The organism is Paraburkholderia dipogonis, assembly GCF_046027395.1.
Lineage (GTDB): Bacteria > Pseudomonadota > Gammaproteobacteria > Burkholderiales > Burkholderiaceae > Paraburkholderia > Paraburkholderia dipogonis_A.
In genome coordinates this window covers 43352-57439 of sequence record NZ_JAQQEG010000042.1, presented here as the reverse complement: position 1 = coordinate 57439, position 14088 = coordinate 43352, and the positions used below count along the sequence as shown (strand labels likewise).

Here is a 14088-nt window from a genome sequence, read left to right as displayed (position 1 = left end):
AGGCGCCCGTGTCGCATGGGCGCGCCTCGGCATGACGGATGCGCAACGCGTTGATCTTCTTAAGGCAGTAACGTCAATGTCTCAGATCGCAGGTTGGCGAAGCCGTCTGCTGCAGATTCATCCTGATCATTCACGGATCGCACGCAGTGCGGTCTGGGTCTCGATGTTCGCGCTCATCGGCAAGTCGGCGGGCGCGTTCAAGGAAATGGCGATCGCGTATCGCTACGGCATCAGCAATGTCGTCGATGCCTATCAGCTCACGCTCACACTGATCACCTGGCTGCCGGCTACCTTCGTCGCTGTCCTGAGCGTCGTGCTCGTGCCGGCTCTCGTCGAGCTGCGCTCAAAGCCCAGGCAGGAGCAGGCGAAGTTTCTCGGCGAACTCGACGTGATGGCGATTTGCGTCGGGCTGGTGTTCGCGGTCCTGCTCTATTTCTCCTGGCCGTATGCGCTCGATCTGATGGCGCGCAACCTGTCGGAAGAGACCCGCGCGATGTCGCGCCGGATGATGCTCGGCATGGCGCCGATCGGCGTCGTCATGCTGACGATCTGCGTCTATGCGGCACGGCTCCAGGCACGCGAAAAGCATGTCAACACGCTGCTTGAGTGCGTGCCTGCGGTGGTGCTGCTGGGCTTCGTGCTGGTCTGGCACGATGCGAGCTCGCCCGCGCCGTTGATCTGGGGCAGCACGCTCGGCTTCCTGCTCCAGGCGGTCATATTGGGTGTGCTCTCCGGGCGTGCCGACAAGATACGCGCGCGACTCAGCTTCTCTCTCAGCTCGCCGCAGTGGCCCTACATGTATCGCGCGGTAGGTGTATTCATGTTCGGCCAGTTCATCATGAGTCTGGCTACGCCGCTGGACCAGTATTTCGTGGCGGGTCTCGGCGACGGCAACATCGCGACACTCGGTTATGCAAGCCGCGTGCTCGGCCTGCTCGTCAGCATGGGCGCCGTGGCGATCAGCAGGGCGACCTTGCCGGTTTTATCGGAGCTGTTGAGTGCAGGAGACAACGTTCGGGCGCGAAGCATCGCGCTAAAGTGGTCGCTGTTCATGCTGGCGATCAGCGGCGTGGTGGTGGTGATGGCGTGGCTTCTCGCGCCGATGGTGGTGAAGCTGCTGTTTCAGCGCGGCGCCTTTAGCGCTGCGGATACGGTGGCGGTGTCCAGCCTGTTTCGCTGGGGATTGATTCAGATACCGTTCTATTTCTCGGTACTGGTGCTGGTTCAGCTCTTTGCGAGCCAGGGTCGCTTCAAAACAATGGCAGTCATCGCGGTCGTGAACTTTGCGGTAAAGGCCGTCGCGAATTTCTTCCTGATTCGATGGTTCGGCATCACGGGGGTCGTTCTTGCAACCGGCGTCATGGGCGCCAGTTCGTTCGTATGCTATCTGTCTCTCACGTTGTCAAACGGGTCATTAAAGAACAAGACGGGTCCGCTATGAAGATTCTGCTGTTCATCCATTCCTTGCATTACGGCGGTGCGGAGCGCGTGGCAATGAACCTGTCGAGCGAATGGGTCGCGCAAGGCCTGAATGTCAGTGTCGTGACGCTGACATCCAGGGCAAGCGACTTCTATGCGCTACACGACTCGGTCGAACGCATTACCCTCGACCTCGCGGGGGGCAGTGACGGTTTGGCGGGCGCGATATTCGCGAATGCGCGCCGGATGCTGGCTCTGCGCCGCGTGCTCAGACAGGTGAAGCCGGATGTCGTGCTCGGCATCGAGACGCGGCCGTCGATCCTCGCCATCCTGGCCGGCCTCGGCCTGCCCTGCAAGGTGATAGCGACAGAGCACATTCATCCCCCGATGCTCTTCGAAGGCAAGCTGTGGGAGTGCCTGCGCCGCTGGACGTATCCCTTCGCGGACAAGGTCATCGCGCTGACGCAAAAAAGCAAAGTGTGGTTGCAGGACAACTGTCATTGCAAGGCCGTCACCGTCATTCCCAATTCGATCTCGCTGCCGATTCCTGTCGTCGAGCCGATCGTGCCGCCGCAGCAGGTGGTCGGCGCCGGGCGGCGCGTATTGCTCGCGGCGGGGCGCATGGCCGGGCAGAAGGGCTTCGATATTCTGATCGATTCCTTCGGCCGGATCGCGAGCGATTTTCCCGCGTGGGATCTCGTGATTCTCGGAGATGGCGATGACCGGCGCCCGCTCGTCGAACAGGTAGCGGCGGCGGGATTGAATGAGCGCGTGCTGTTGCCGGGCCAGGTCGGCAATATGCCTGACTGGTACGAGCGTGCGGACCTCTACGTGCTGAGTTCGCGGTTCGAAGGCTTCTCGATGACGATCGTCGAGGCGATGGCCAGCGGCTGTGCGGTGGTGAGTTTCGACTGCGACGCGGGTCCCGGAGACATCATCACGCACGGCCATGACGGTCTGCTGGTTCGTCAAGTCGGTGACCCGCAAGAGCTCGCTAATGCCTTATCGACCTTGATGAGCGATGACGAGACCCGGGCACTCATGGCATCGCGAGCGCGTGCTGTCGTCGACCGGTTTTCGGTGGCAAGAGTCTTCTCGATGTGGCGTGACGTGTTCACGCAAACCGGCGTGCGACCTGCAGGGATCATCGATCGTCCTTCAGTGCGGGTGACGGAGTGAACCCCACGCTGCTTCCAATCATCAAGCGGGCGGAGACCTGACATTTCATGAATATCGTCTTGTTCATTAGCGCGATGCAGGATGGCGGTGCCGAGAGTGTCGCTGCGACTCTTGTCAATGCCTGGGTCGAGCGGGGCGACTCGGTCACGCTTGTCGCCACGTATTCCGGGCGGAGCACCTGCAACTACCCCGTTTCAGCGCGCGTGAAGTTCGTCTACCTGGCTGACCTGGTGACGCGGCGAGGCCGGGGGCCCTTCGCCTTTATCGAGCGCATGCGTGCGTTGCGCGCCCTCATGCGCGAGAGCAGGGCAGATGTGATCGTGTCGTTTCTGACGAATGTGAATGTCGCGACGATTCTCGCATCGCGAGGGCTCGGCATTCCCATCATCGTGAGCGAACACACCAATCCCCTTGCCGATCGCCGTTCGTTGTTATGGAGACTGCTATGCCGGTTTATCTATCCGAAGGCAGATCTCCTGACCCTGCTGACCGACGACGTGGTCGCGCCGTTCAGAAAGGTCGTGCCGGGAATGAAGGACATCGCGGTGATGCCCAATCCACTGCCCGATGAGCTGTTCGTGCAGCAACGGCAACAAGCCACGGCGCGCAAGCGCGTCATTTCGCTGGGGCGGCTGAACAGGACAAAGCAGTTCGATTTGCTGATCCGCGCCTTTTCACTGCTGGCAGACGAGTGCCCTGATTGGGACTTGTGGATCTGGGGAGAAGGACCGGAGCGCGCCGCACTGGAGGCCCAGATCGAGCAACTGCACATGGGGGAACGGATTTTCCTGCCTGGACGGACGCTGACCCCGTGGAGCGAGCTGGCGAGAGGCCAGGTCTTTGCGATGTCGTCGAGTCATGAAGGCTTGCCCATGGCGCTGATGGAAGGCATGGCGATTGGACTGCCTGTCGTGTCGTTCGACTGTCCTAGCGGACCGAGGCAGTTGACGCGCAACGGCGAGGACGGACTGCTCATCCCGCCAGGCGACGCGCATTCCATGGCTGCCGCGTTACGCCTACTGATTTCGGACGACCCGCTGCGCGCCGAACTGGGCAGGAAGGCCGCCATGTCGGTACGGGAGCGCTATTCGCTGAAAGCGGTATTGAAGATCTGGGACGAGTTGTTCGAGCGGGTCGGCGCGCGTGCGAGGCCTGTTGAATCAACGCATTGAATTGAACCGATGGCACCGTTGCGGTCCTGACCTGCCGCATCTACAAAAAGCTCAGAGATTCAGGAGCGGACATGAACGGACGTAAAGTTGTTCTCTTTGCCAACACCGATTGGTATCTCTACAACTTCCGCCTCTCGCTGGCGCAGAAGCTGCGGCAAGACGGCTATGAAGTGGTGTTGCTATCGCCGCCGGGCGAATTCGGGCCCAGGCTTCAGGCACTGGGGTTTAGCTGGCATGCCATGCCGATGAATCGTCGAAGCCTCAATCCGTTGCGCGAACTCGTCGTGCTCGCGTGGCTCGTGCGGTTTCTTCAGCGTGAAAGGCCCGACCTCGTGCACGGTTTCACGATCAAGAGCGCGGTGTACGGATCGCTGGCGAGCAAGCTTGCCGGCGTGCCCGCGCGAATCAATGCCGTCGCCGGCATGGGTTACGTCTTCACGAGCCGGGATTTGAAAGCCCGCGTGCTGCGGCCCATCGTGCGCCAGTTGATGCGCTCCGCGTTGAATGGCCGGCGAAATGCGCTGATACTGCAAAATCCCGACGACGTCGCGGTTTTCAAGGGGGCGAGAATTGTCGATGACCGGTCGATACGGCTCATCAAGGGATCCGGAGTGAACTGTTCGCGGTTCTCCGCCCGGCAGGAGACCGACGAGGAAACCCGGGCTCCATTACGGGTCGTGCTGGCTGCCCGCCTGTTGTGGGACAAAGGGATTGCCGAGTACGTCGAGGCGGCTCGGGCGCTGAGAAATGAAAACCGCTCGGTGAAGTTTCTTCTTGCCGGCTCTCCCGACGATGGCAATCCCGCCTCTGTCTCCCGGGAACTCGTCGAAGGATGGGTCAACGAAGGTCTTCTCACGTGGCTGGGGCATGTCAGCGATATGCCGAAGCTGCTGTCCGAAGTGGACGTCGTCGTGCTTCCGAGCTACCGCGAAGGCTTGCCCAAGACGCTGATCGAGGCGGCCGCGTGCGCATTGCCGCTGATCACGACCGATGCGCCGGGCTGCCGCGAAGTCGTAAGCAGCACGGGAGAAGACGGCTTGCTCATTCCCGTGCGCGACAGCGCGGCGCTCGCCGACGCGATCCGCCGCCTGGACGACGACCGGAAGCTCTGCCGCAAACTCGGTCTCGCGGCGCGGGAAAAAGCCCTGAGCGAATTCGACGAATCGATCGTGATCAGCAAGACGCTGCGTGTCTATAGCGAATTGCTGGACCCCGTGCCTCAAGAAGTGGTGGTGGCGAGTCAGCGCGAGCGGCAGATTTGAACCCGACCGGCGTCTCCCTGTGGACATCCGCCGGACGCCAGGGCAAGCCTCGCACGATGCCTGATCACGAGGCTTGCTCCGAGACAGATTCAAAGAAATATCCTGAAGGAGAATGAGTGGCTATGGGCGCTCCAAAATTCATACTGCGCTTCGATGACGTCACCCCGGAAATGGCCTGGTCGCGATTCGATCCCTTCGATGAGCTTTCCATGGATCAGGACCTGCCGTTGCTCGTCGGCGTCGTGCCGAACTGCCTCGATCAGACGCTCGTCGTCGAGCCGGCGAGAGACGCGTTCTGGGATACGGTCCGCGGTTGGGCCGATCGCGGCTGGAGCATCGCGCAGCACGGATATACCCATCAGTACGTCACCCAGCACCCCGGGCTCTTGCGTCTTGGCAGCAAATCGGAACTGGCCGGCCTTTCATACGAGGAGCAGTTTTCCAAGCTGCAGGCGGGAAAGAAGATCCTCCAGGAGCGAGGCGTTTGGCAGCCGGTATTCATGGCGCCTTCCCACTCCTTCGATGAAGCGACGCTCCGCGCACTGGCCGATCTGGACTTCAAGTACCTGACGGACGGAAGCGGCGTCTATCCGTACAAATTCGGCGATCTCACTGCGGTGCCGCAGTTGTTCGCAACGCCGCTGCATTTCGGCTTTGGCGTGTATTCCATCTGCCTGCATGTGAATACGCTAAGCGAGGCCGAGATTGATGGAATCATCGGCTTCGTGAAGAAAAACCGCTCGCGGTTCATCTCCTTTGAAGCGGCTGCGAGCGTCGAAGCCCCCGTCCCAGGCGTCGCGATGGCGATGCGCTTTTTAACATCTACCCCATTGCGTGCCATGCGCCGCATGAGGGGCTGAACTTCTTATGGGGGTGCACGGTGCGAACTAGCCGAAGAGCGGTGAATGCCTTTCTCCTCAGCAGCATGGTGGGTGCGATCACGCGCCCCCTCGCGGCATTGGCCGACGGCGTGACCAATCAGCACGCCTCGGGCGACGAGGTCGTCGATCGATGGTTCGGTGTCCGCGCGGACGGCAAGACGAATGACCGTGCCGCGCTTCAAAAGGCAGTCGACATGTCAGTCGGCAAGACGCTGGTCATCACAGGCCCATGCAGGATCGATGCGCAAGGGCTGCACATGCGCAGCAACAGCCGCGTGCGCTTTGCGCCTGGCGCGTCGCTCAAACTGCTTCCTCATGACACTCAAAACTATGAGGTCATCCGTGTCTGGGACGTGCGGCACGTGCTCCTGGAAAATCCTCGCGTCGACGGCAGTAAAGAGCTGAACACCGTGACAGGCGGAGAGTGGGGCATGGGCATCTCCATAGCAGGAAGCACCGATGTAACGGTACTTTCCCCCAGCACGACCAACTGCTGGGGAGACGGCATCTATATCGCGAACAGCTTCGGCAAAGGCCTGGCTTACTCGAGCGACGTCCGCGTGATGAACCACTATGCCTCCGGCTGCCGTCGGCAAGGGGTGTCGATCATCAGCGGCAAGAACATCCTGTTCGATCATCCGGTGTGGGAAAACATCGCCGGTACGCTTCCTTCGGCCGGACTCGACATCGAGCCGAACGGGAACACGGACGTTATCGAAAACATCCGGATCGTCAATCCGACGACAAGGCACTGCCAGTTCGGCATTCTCGTCTATCTGGAGGCATTGCCGGGAAGTCAGGAAAAGTACGTCAGCGTCGTGATCAGTGGACACAAGGATGAAGACAGCAGGGAAGCGGCCTACAGCGTATCCGGATTGGAGACGAAAGGCCGCATTGTCACCGGCTATATCACGAGCAGTTCACCGACGTGGATTCGTCCGAGGAGAGACGCCTTTGTCAGCACCGACTATGACCGTGCGGGGCCGAAGATCGATATCACGAATCCCACGATCGTCCGGTAGCGGCGTTCAAGAGCGTGACGCTCAGCGCGTTACGCCTTTCGCACGCAGCAATGTCGCGTACATGTCGCGATACTTCTGCCAGCAAACCGTAATAGAAAAGCATTCGACAATCCGCTCGCGCGCCAGCTTGCCGAGTTTCTCGCGCTGCTCCAGACTTAACGTCGCCATCTCTTCAAGCGCGTCGGACAAACTGACGGGATCTCGCGGCGGCACGACCAGACCGGTGTCGCCGACGAGCTGGCCGGTATCGCCGACGTCCGTGACCACGCACGGCACGCTGCAGGCCATCGCTTCGCCGACGACCGTCGGCAAGCCTTCTGTTCGGGATGAGAGGCACAGCATGTCGAACGCCGGCATGATTCGATGCAAGTCATTGCGGGCGCCCAGCAAGTGACATACGCTGGTCAAGCCAAGCTCGCTCATCGTGCGTCCGAGCGCCTTATTGTTGGCATCGACATCCTTGCCGACCATGACGAAATGGCATTCGGGCACGCGCTGATGAAGTAGCGCGGCCGCACGCAGGAAGTTATCGTAATCCTTGGCGGGATTGGAGCGTCCCACGATGCCAACCAGTATCGAGCGTGGCGGCAAGCCGAGCGAGTTCAGGAGCGTAGCCCTTGCGGTGGCATCCGGCACGAACTTGCGAACATCGAAGCCGTTATGAATCACGCGCATCCTGGCGCGATCGTAACCGTACTCGGCGTGCGTCTTGTACGACGCGTTGGCGCAGCAGACAACCGAGTCCGGTAACTGATTGGAAGTCATTGCGCCGATTCGCGCAAGCGTATTCAGAACGCGCCCGACTTTGGCCGTGGGCACTTCGGTTCGATGGATGCCCCAGACGAGCACGAACGGGTGGCGATGCCCCCTGAGCCGAAACATTAGCCGCGCCAGCAGCGCCGCCACGCCGCCGAAAATATCCGCGTGATACATCCATGTCTGGACGACATCGGGGTTGGCATTGACGATCCACCTGGCCAGCCGGATCAGGAGCAGCGGATTCGGAATGCCGGGCCGCATTCCCAGCAGCCTGACCTCCGCGCCCGCGGCCCGCAGTCGCTCCGCCATGATATCCAGCGACGACAGGGAAATGATGACGTGCGTGCCGCCGGCGCTGCGCGACTCCGAAACGAGGTTCAGCAGCAGCGTTTCGGCGCCACCCAAACCGAGGCCCGAGATTATATGGACGATTTTCATTTCGTTCGCACGGTGCGGCATTCGTTGATGTAAACCCGTATCTTTTTTCGATCAGGCAAACAGGCTTCATTTGCAGGCGGAACTTAATTCCACCAAAGCCATTCATGTCTTGCGGACGGCCGGCTTTTGCTGTCGCGTCGTTTTAACGGAGTTGATATCCGTAGTCACGGTAAGACTGGTGAAAGGCTAAGTGATCGTGCAGCCGCCTTACCGTTCGGCATCGAACACAGACCGGGACAATTGTCCGCGGCAAATCCGGATGCGATTTATTGTTGATACGAATTGACGGAGTGACGTTACGGAGTCGATTCAAAACTTGTGTGCCATTCCGCTCGTAATGTCGAACAAAAGCCTGATAGCGTGCAGGGGCGTAATGCGATGTTAGTTTCAAGGCGTTCCAACGGCCCGATAGCACCACCGGTCACCGGTCACCGGGCCCGGTCTGCTAGACGGCGATGATCGATAGCACACTTGAGCGGCATAACAATCAACACACCTCCTCCGGTTTGCGCAGGGCTGGCAAGCTGACGGGCAAGAGGGAGACGAAAGTGGCAGAACAACTCGACTCGAAGTTCCAGTTCCATTCAATCGGCCACCGATGGTTGCGCCCTTCCATGCTGGCATTCCTGGCATTGGCGGCGTTCATCCTGTGCAAGATCGCTTTCGGTGATCGGAGCCAGTTGCTCGATCAGGACAATTACGTCGCGTACTTCAAGGATGCCGATCCACTCTGGATCATGCATCTTTGGGCCAATAGCCATTCGACGGTGCTCTTCATCGTGAAGACGATCACGGACGAGCTCGGCTGGCGGCTCTGGGTGCTAGGCATCGATTCACTGGGCTTCTCACCGGATACCGCGGTGCGACTGACGGTTGTCGTGCTGAACGTGCTCATGGCGCTTGCCCTCAGCCGGACGCGCCGGCCGTTTCTCGGCCTGCTTTTATGGGCGCTGATCCCCACCGGCCTCGCGACGGTCGGGCTATTCCAGATCCGCCAGGGATTTGCTCTGTCGATTGCCATGTATTTCGCGATGTGCCGGCAGCGGCCCATTCGAGGCGCGCTTCTCGCCAGCATTGTTCACACCACGTTCGCGTATCCGGCCTTGTTCCTGATTCTCGCGCACGTGCTCATGAAGCGAAGCAAGGCGCTGGCCATCGTGGGCGTGATAGGCGCGGCGCTCGCGATGTCGCTGGCGTCAGCGTGGCTTTTCAACACCTTCGGTGGCCGCCGGCTTGAAGAATACAGCCAGCAGGAAGAGTTCACGGTGAACTTCCTGATATCGCTCGTCCTGTATCTGATCGTACCGGCGCTCGTGCTCGTGCTCCGTCGAAAAAATATCGAGGACACGGTGCGTGAAATGGTCGTCCATAAGATCGCGATCATGCATATTGGCCTGCTGATGTTCCTGATCATTTCCTTCTTCGTCTATCCGTTTGGGACCCAGCGCATTGTCTACTATGGGCCGCTGCTGCTGGCCTTCCTGCTGCCGGAGATCCGCCTGAAGAATTCGCTGGTGCTGTGGACCGTCGCTTTTGTCTTAGGTATTTTGAGCTACGACGTTATCAAGAACTATCTGCTGGACACGTATAGGTATTTTCTCTGAGCAGCTGTCCGATCGCCGCGAAGGAGCGCTCGCCAGTGCGAAGCGCGCCTCCTTTGCGAACCGGACGCAAGAATGAGCAATGGTCATTTCATATACACGCCGCGACCCGTCGATAACCTGAATCGGCATATTTCAGCACGCCGGATTTACACTGATTTGTCGGTTCATAAAATGATCGTGGCGGGGTTGTGTTGGGAATGCCACAGAGGAAAGATTCAAAATAAGAGACGGTGTGCATTACTATCCTTGTCCTAAAAAGACGTACAAGCGACAAGAAAATAAAAATTCCTCCGTTAATATTGGAGACCGAGATGTTAAATCTTGCGCTTGGCTTTGTTGTCTCATTCCTGGTTATCTTTTTTATCGTACGAAGTTCGGGTCTGCACGGGTCGCTAACGATGGACCACGACTTGCGCGGCATCCAGAAGAACCACGCCTACGCGGTGCCGAGAATCGGCGGAATTGGGATTGCATGCGCCGCCACTGTCATTCCGGTCATACAGCCGCTGTGGGCGACCAACCCGGGGACGAGTCAGCTGCTGCTCCTTTTGTGCGCCGTGCCGGCGTTCGCAGGAGGCGTGATCGAGGACATGACCAAGCGCGTGAGCCCGCGAGTGCGGCTCCTGTGCGCGCTTGCTTCGGCGCTCGCGGCCTGCCTCCTGATGCACGCGACGCTCACGCGGGTGGACTTGCCACTCGTCGATCAGTGGCTGCGCATCGTGCCGATCGGGATCGGCTTCACGATGCTCGGCGTCGCCGGGCTGACGAACGCGGTCAACATCATCGATGGCTTCAACGGACTCGCGTCGGTTGTGACCATGCTGATCTTCGCCTCGATCGGCTACGTTGCTCACAGCGTCAACGACTGGCTCATTATGAGCATGGCACTGACGATGATCGGAGCGATCGGCGGCTTTGTGCTCTGGAACTTTCCGGTGCCTTCCGTCTTTCTCGGAGATGGCGGAGCCTATTTCGTCGGTTTCATCATGGCGGAGCTGCTCATACTCCTGATCGTTCGCAACCCGGGCGTATCTGCGTGGTACGCAATGGCCGTCGCCGTCTATCCGACCTTCGAGACGCTCTTTTCCATCTATCGCCGCAGGATCGTGCGCGGAAGACCGGCAGGTGCCCCTGACGGACTTCATCTGCATACGCTCGTGTATCGGCGCGTCGTGCGAAAGGGTGTCGACACGGGCAATCTGCGCCAGCGCGCGCTGCGCAATTCATTTACCTCGGTTTATCTGTGGGTGCTGAGCCTCATCGGCATTGTCCCGGCTACGTTCTTCTGGGACAGCCCGATCGCGCTTGCCGCCGCAACCATCGCATTCATCCTGGTCTACGTTCACCTCTATGTGGCGATCGTGCGCGTCAGGACGCCGCGCTGGCTGGTGATCACGCGGCACGCCCCGGTGGTCGCGCCACGTGGGGCGGAGCGGCCGCGCCACTGACGTTCGGGCGTGGGGGCGGGGTCGCCCATATTTGAATCTCTTTAGACGGTCAGTGTGTGAGGACGTACGTTGCGGGAGCGAAACCCGATGCACCATGTGGATACAAAGGCACGGGGGAAAGCCTTGTAAACCACGGCGAAGATTCGAGAAAAGGCGGATCTTGCACATAACACTTCATAGTGTGACGAGAAAATAAAATGAACCACGGATTCGAAACCTCGCTCGTCAAGCGAGTGGTCAATCAACTGGTGACCAGCATTATCAACGGGGATTACGACGGCGACGTGCTTCCTCCGCAAGTGATCCTCTCGAAGAAGCATGGAGTGAGCCGGGCCATCATGCGCGAAGCAATCAGCATCCTCGTTTCGCGCCGGATGCTCGATGTCAGGACCAAGACGGGTACTCGCATCACGCCTACGAAAGACTGGCTGATCATCGATCATGAAGTCGCCGAGTGGCGGCTTCGCGCCACGCCGGATCCGGAGTATCTGCATGGGCTGATCGAGTTCCGCAAGCTCGTCGACCCTCGTGCGGCCGCGTTCGCGGCCACGCGCGCGAACCGGCATCAGCGCATTGCTATCACTGCCATGTATCAGAATCTCCAGCGTACGAGTGGGGATTGCGTCGCGGGGAAAGCCGCCGAAGACGCATTGCAGGCGGCCATCATCGATGCAAGCGGCGACGCGTTGCTCAGCCAGATGGGCAGTATCGTCCGGATGGGGCTGAGGGCCATGCAGACGATCTCCCGCATGGAAACGCTCGCGTTCGATACGCGGGTCGCCGACTACGGGAAAGTCGTGCGCGCGATCGAAGCTGGCGATGGAGGGGGGGCGAAGGCGGCGATGATGCAACTCATCAGCCATAGCGCGGACCAATTGGTTGGGGAAACAGTTTGAACTGAGTGCCGGGCGCCGCTGTTGCCCGGAGGCGGACGATTTGATTCGGATGCCTATAGAGAAGAAGTATGCGCGAAGCAACGGAACGCTTTAGTGCATCACAGCATGCTTTATGAAGTCCACGCGATATTCCAACACTGTTGAGTCGCGAAACGGGCTAAACCATCGGAGGGGAATATGTGTGGAATCGTGGCGGGGATCGCGGAACGCAATGTCGTTCCGGTATTGCTCGAAGGCTTGCGGCGGCTGGAATACCGTGGCTATGACTCCTGCGGAGTGGCAGTGCTTCGGGACGGCGCGCCACACCGCGTGCGCAGTCTGACGCGCGTTCGCTCTCTGGATGCCGAGGTCCGCGAGATGGGCCTCGAAGGCTGGACGGGCATTGCGCACACGCGATGGGCCACGCACGGCGCGCCGGCTACCCAGAACGCCCATCCCATCTTCTCGAAGAACGAGGTCGCGATCGTTCACAACGGCATCATCGAGAACTTCGAGGCGCTGAAGATCAAACTGAGCAGCGCGGGCTATGAATTCGCGAGCCAGACGGATACAGAGGTGATCGCTCATCTGATTCACAGTTGCTACCAGGGCGATCTGGCGGATGCGGTGCGTCGCGCCGTAAGCGAACTGCGCGGCGCCTATGCAATCGCAGTTTTCTGCAAAGCCGAACCGGACCGAGTGGTGGGTGCGCGGTATGGCTCGCCGCTCGTGATCGGGATAAACGGCAAGGAGTCGTTTCTTGCATCGGACCCGCTTGCGCTGTCCGACGTAACCGACCGGTTCGTCTTCCTGCAGGACGGCGACATCGCCGATCTTTCCCGCAGCGGCACTCGCATCATGAACCGCGACGGCGAGCCGGTCGTGCGCGAGGCGCGCACTTTGCGCCACCCGCCCACCGAGGCAGCGCTCGGGCCGTACCGTCACTTCATGCAAAAGGAAATTTTCGAGCAGCCGCTCGCCGTGTCCAAAACGTTTCCCCGCAACAGCGCGTTCGACGCCACGCTCTTCGGCGCAACCGACCCGAATGCGTTCGCACAGATCGACCGCATCCTGCTGCTCGGCTGCGGCACGAGTCACTATTCCGCGATGACCGCCAAGGCGTGGTTCGAATCGATCGCGAAGATTCCGACCCAGGTCGAGATATCCAGTGAATACCGATACGGCGAGACGATCGCGGGCAAGAACACGCTCGTGGTGCCTGTTTCACAATCGGGCGAGACCGCCGACACACTGGGCGCGCTGATCCATGCGCAATCGCTGGGTCAGGAACATACGCTCGCGATCTGCAACGTGGCGACGAGCGCGATCGTGCGACAGTCGCGCTGGTCGTTCATCACGCAAGCCGGCCCCGAGATCGGTGTTGCATCGACCAAGGCGTTTACCACACAACTCGTGGCGCTGTTTGTTCTCGCGGTGACGCTCGGCCGCTCACGCGGGTACGTCGATGACCAGCAGGAAGCGAGCTATCGCTCGCAGCTCTCGGGCCTCTCCACGGCGCTGCAGGGCGTGCTTGCGCGCGAGCCGCAGATCATCGCGTGGGCGCACGAGATCGCGCGCACGGACAGCGCGATTTTCCTCGGCCGCGGATCGCACTTCCCAATCGCTCTGGAAGGCGCGTTGAAGCTCAAGGAGATTTCGTACATTCACGCCGAAGGGTATCCCGCCGGCGAACTGAAACACGGACCGCTTGCGCTCGTGACCGACTCGATGCCGATTGTCGTGACCGCACCGAACGACGGCTTGCTGGAAAAACTGAAGTCGAACATTCAGGAGGTTCGCGCCCGCAGGGGTCAGGTGTACGTCTTCGCCGATGCCGATGCGAATCTGTCAAACGAGGAAGGGCTGCGCGTCATTCAGATGCCTGAGTATTACGGGGCGTTGTCGCCGATCCTGCACGTGCTGCCGTTGCAATTGCTCGCCTATCACACGGCATGCACGCGAGGGACCGACGTCGACAAGCCGCGCAACCTCGCGAAATCGGTGACGGTGGAATGACGAGCGGCGCACA

General features: G+C 60.2%; 11 protein-coding genes. 10 read left to right on the top strand and 1 reads right to left on the bottom strand.

Annotated features, from left to right (window positions below; translation table 11 throughout):
* Window positions 1-76: 76 nt before the first annotated feature.
* From murJ to PQR32_RS33445, 6 genes are all read left to right on the top strand, one after another.
* Window positions 77-1441 (top strand): murein biosynthesis integral membrane protein MurJ, encoded by a 1365-nt coding sequence (gene murJ / locus PQR32_RS33470; protein ID WP_408237423.1) that lies wholly within the window; start codon window positions 77-79, stop codon window positions 1439-1441.
* Window positions 1438-2598, top strand: a complete 1161-nt coding sequence (locus PQR32_RS33465) for a glycosyltransferase family 4 protein (RefSeq protein ID WP_408237420.1) — start codon at window positions 1438-1440, stop codon at window positions 2596-2598. Before murJ ends, PQR32_RS33465 begins: the two co-directional genes overlap by 4 nt.
* Window positions 2599-2645: 47 nt before the next feature.
* Complete coding sequence (locus PQR32_RS33460; RefSeq protein WP_408237417.1) at window positions 2646-3770, top strand: glycosyltransferase family 4 protein; 1125 nt, start codon at window positions 2646-2648, stop codon at window positions 3768-3770.
* 71 nt (window positions 3771-3841) lie between these two features.
* A complete protein-coding gene (locus PQR32_RS33455; protein WP_408237414.1) occupies window positions 3842-5032 on the top strand; it encodes a glycosyltransferase family 4 protein in 1191 nt (396 codons plus the stop codon).
* Window positions 5033-5154: 122 nt separating this feature from the next.
* Complete coding sequence (locus PQR32_RS33450; RefSeq protein ID WP_408237411.1) at window positions 5155-5892, top strand: DUF2334 domain-containing protein; 738 nt, start codon at window positions 5155-5157, stop codon at window positions 5890-5892.
* 41 nt (window positions 5893-5933) lie between these two features.
* Entirely contained in the window at window positions 5934-6935 is a 1002-nt protein-coding gene (locus PQR32_RS33445; RefSeq protein WP_408237408.1) for a hypothetical protein, read from the top strand.
* 21 nt (window positions 6936-6956) lie between these two features.
* Here the strand turns inward: PQR32_RS33445 and PQR32_RS33440 are convergent, their stop codons facing one another.
* The gene (locus PQR32_RS33440) at window positions 6957-8132 is read right to left on the bottom strand and encodes a glycosyltransferase (RefSeq protein WP_408237405.1); all 1176 of its coding nucleotides are present in this window, start codon (window positions 8130-8132) and stop codon (window positions 6957-6959) included.
* A gap of 548 nt (window positions 8133-8680) precedes the next feature.
* Here PQR32_RS33440 and PQR32_RS33435 point away from each other — a divergent pair.
* The 4 genes from PQR32_RS33435 (at window position 8681) to glmS (ending at window position 14075) form a co-directional block, all read left to right on the top strand.
* On the top strand, window positions 8681-9736 hold the full coding sequence (locus tag PQR32_RS33435) for an EpsG family protein (RefSeq protein ID WP_408237402.1): 1056 nt from the start codon (window positions 8681-8683) through the stop codon (window positions 9734-9736).
* Window positions 9737-10047: 311 nt separating this feature from the next.
* Entirely contained in the window at window positions 10048-11184 is a 1137-nt protein-coding gene (locus PQR32_RS33430; RefSeq protein ID WP_408237493.1) for an MraY family glycosyltransferase, read from the top strand.
* Window positions 11185-11381: 197 nt separating this feature from the next.
* Entirely contained in the window at window positions 11382-12080 is a 699-nt protein-coding gene (locus tag PQR32_RS33425) for a FadR/GntR family transcriptional regulator (RefSeq protein WP_408237399.1), read from the top strand.
* A gap of 177 nt (window positions 12081-12257) precedes the next feature.
* A complete protein-coding gene (gene glmS, locus PQR32_RS33420; protein WP_408237396.1) occupies window positions 12258-14075 on the top strand; it encodes a glutamine--fructose-6-phosphate transaminase (isomerizing) in 1818 nt (605 codons plus the stop codon).
* The last annotated feature ends 13 nt before the right edge of the window (window positions 14076-14088 follow it).